This is a genomic window from Flavobacteriales bacterium (assembly GCA_013001705.1).
In the GTDB taxonomy this organism is placed as follows: domain Bacteria; phylum Bacteroidota; class Bacteroidia; order Flavobacteriales_D; family JABDKJ01; genus JABDLZ01.
The window spans coordinates 1-2,847 of record JABDLZ010000255.1 but is presented as its reverse complement, the minus strand read 5'-3'; the positions used below and the strand labels follow the sequence as shown (position 1 = coordinate 2,847).

At 50.3% G+C, this 2,847-nt stretch carries 3 protein-coding genes; 1 reads left to right on the top strand and 2 read right to left on the bottom strand.

All coding sequences use genetic code 11. The annotated features are described in order from the left end of the window. A partial coding sequence (locus HKN79_10230; protein NNC83944.1) for a catalase-peroxidase occupies nt 1-357 on the top strand: 357 nt, incomplete at its 5' end. Nucleotides 358-433: 76 nt separating this feature from the next. Here the strand turns inward: HKN79_10230 and HKN79_10225 are convergent. After that, nucleotides 434-2,614, bottom strand: coding sequence for a hypothetical protein (locus HKN79_10225; GenBank protein NNC83943.1), 2,181 nt, complete (start codon nt 2,612-2,614; stop codon nt 434-436). 23 nt (nt 2,615-2,637) lie between these two features. Continuing rightward, nucleotides 2,638-2,847: hypothetical protein (locus HKN79_10220; protein NNC83942.1), on the bottom strand; the 210-nt coding region annotated here is incomplete at its 5' end.

Here is a 2,847-nt window from a genome sequence, read left to right as displayed (position 1 = left end):
GAGATGACCGTTCTGCTCGGTGGTATGCGTGTATTGGGCGCCAACTATAACGGCTCCGATCATGGGGTATTCACCAATGAGGTAGGTGCTTTGAGCAATGACTTCTTTGTCAACTTGCTTGATTTCGGAGTGACCTGGAAAGCCGTGGATGACAACGATGAGGTCTTCGAAGGCACAGATCGCAAGACCGGAATGGTGAAATGGACCGGTACTCGTGTCGATCTCATCTTCGGTTCGAACTCGGAACTGAGGGCACTTGCAGAGGTCTATGCATGCGATGACGCCAAAGAGCGCTTCGTAGAGGATTTCATTGCCGCTTGGGACAAGGTGATGAACCTGGACCGCTTCGATTCCTGAATCGATCCCGATATTCAATAAGAAAGGGCCGGTATGACGTGGATGTCTGCCGGCCCCTTCCTTTTCACTACACTTATCATTTGAATCCGTGTGAACGGTCATAGTTCACGGCCCATTCGCGCTGGTTCAGCACCATGGTATGGATACGTTGTAGCATTTCTTCTCGCTGGTCGGGGTCATTGAATATGCTGGATAGATAGGGGTGTGTATCCACTTCCATCCCTTGGTCTTCGAGCAGCTCCTTGAGCCGGTCGAGGGCCTGTTCCAATTCGTCTCGCGATACCTCATAGTGCATTTCCTCAGCAGTGGCTTTCTGAGTCTGAGCCCCTGTGGATGGTTTTTCCACGGTGCTAGCGGTGTCATCTGCCGGTCGGCCTCCTGTGATGATGGCTTTCAGGTCGGCCAATTCTTGTTTGAGCAGGTCGATGTCCGCTTGTTGCTTCTCTACCTGTGCGTAGAGATCGTTCTGATTCATACCGATAGCCACATTGATATAGCTGGCGAGCGGACTATCCGAAGCGCTCCAAGCTACTCCTACGATATTCGGGTAGTCTTCCAATCGCATCTGATCCGGATTGACTGCTCTACCGAATCCATCGCCCATTCCACTGGGTAGGATATAGTCTCCGACATTGGCAGTTCCGTATATCTTGACCGGGACCTGACCGAGGAAGGCGACCATCTCATAGCGATCCTTACTGGCTGCATCCGGCATATTACCGAGCACGGCAGGCTTGTGCGAGATGACCATCCAGCGTTCTGCATGCTCACCGTTCTTGCTGATCAAACCACCATTCACGGCCACGATATCTCCAAATGACATCACTTCTTCGGGATGCGCCCGTTCCAGCCACTCTGCATAGTCTGCTGATCCTGATTCATAAGTCACACCCAGATTGGAGTATGCAAAGATCTGATAGGCCGCCAAGTTGGCTACAGCCGTTGCAGATGCGATTCCGGCAGAAATGACCAGAGAAGGTATAGGTGCAGTAGCGCAACCACCTAATCCTACACAGATGGTGCTGGACGTGCTCGCCCCGACCAGACCTGCAGCCGCGGAGACCACGTTCGCAGTCAGTACAGCTGTCTCAAAAATGTACTCGGCAGATGAGGTCATCTCAGACTGTGTCTGTCCCTCTATTCGGCCCACGGCATTCTCGTTGGAGTCGAAAAATGTGATGAAGTTGCTGTTGCTATTCGGAGTGGCCATGGTGCTCTTGATGGCGATACCTTGAGCCGACCCTTCCACTCTTAGGGGATAATTGTCATAGTCGGATTGTCCGGCCCCTAGGGTGACATCGATGGTCACCTGGCCACTCATGAAGGATTCCCCCAAGTGTGTGGATGTACCGATCACACTGATATTGTCATAGAAAGTAGCTGCTCCATCCACCAGCAATTGCTGATTGGCAAAGGTGTTTCCACCAATATTCACATCCCCTGAGAAATTAGAGGGGAATTCGGAGATGACATTGAAGGTATTATCGATCTCGGTCCATCCGTTGACGTGAAGGGTGTCATCCATTAAAGTGCTTCCGAGTACATGTAATTCTGCCAATGTGGTACTTCCCAAAACATCCAAACTGTTATGAAGTATGGCTGTTCCAATGACATCCAAGGTATTATTCATTGTAGCTGGTCCTCCCACGTTCAGAGTGCCTTGCAGGTCGCTCTCATTAAGAACAGTGATGGAATTGAACTGGGTATTTCCTTGAAAATCTGCATCACCCATTACCGTAAGGTCCCCAGTGAGAAGGGTAGGACTGGCATTGGCCACTACCAGATCGCTATTCAATGTGGTCGTTCCATCTACCATCAGGGTACCTGTGGCCGTGATATTGCGGTGATAGGCATAGGGCACGAAGAGTAGCGGTTGCTTACTGAATAGTTCGAAATCAGCACCTCCATAGCTGATCTCTACTCCTAGATCCTTAGCACTCCCATCCCATTCTATCTCATCGAATGATCCTGGACTGCTGCCAGTGGTCTCTCCTTGACCTATGATGAGATTGACCATGCCATAGGTATCGGTACGCGTATGCTGTATTTCTTGGAACTCGATATTCTCTGTCACATCCAGCACGGTGAATTTGAGGCTGACCTCTTCATCAGACAGATAGTTCCCTTGGATATCCACTCCGGGTAATTCTTGGGCATTGCGGTCGATGATGATTGCTTGATAATTCAAGCCATCCGTCTGGCCAACACCGATCAGTGCCAGTAGTAGTGCGTATAAGGTGATGATATACTTTTTCATGATGTTGATGTTTGGAGGGTTTCTTAACGGTAGCGTTTGGAGTAGCAGTAGTCACACTTTCTGAAGCTCCATTGTACCCCTATGCTGAGGGTATGGGTATTGAACTTGAGAGATTCTCCGTCCTCAGACTTGCTGAAAGGGACGCCTACGCCATACATGTATTTGAGAACAATGGCCAGATTGGTCTCTGCGCAGAAACTGAACCCGGCACCCCCGCGATAGAAGAGGTAGGG

Excerpts from the sequence above, each read along its gene's own strand:
- HKN79_10225 (NNC83943.1), bottom strand. The coding sequence starts at position 2,614 with ATGAAAAAGTATATCATCACCTTATACGCACTACTACTGGCACTGATC.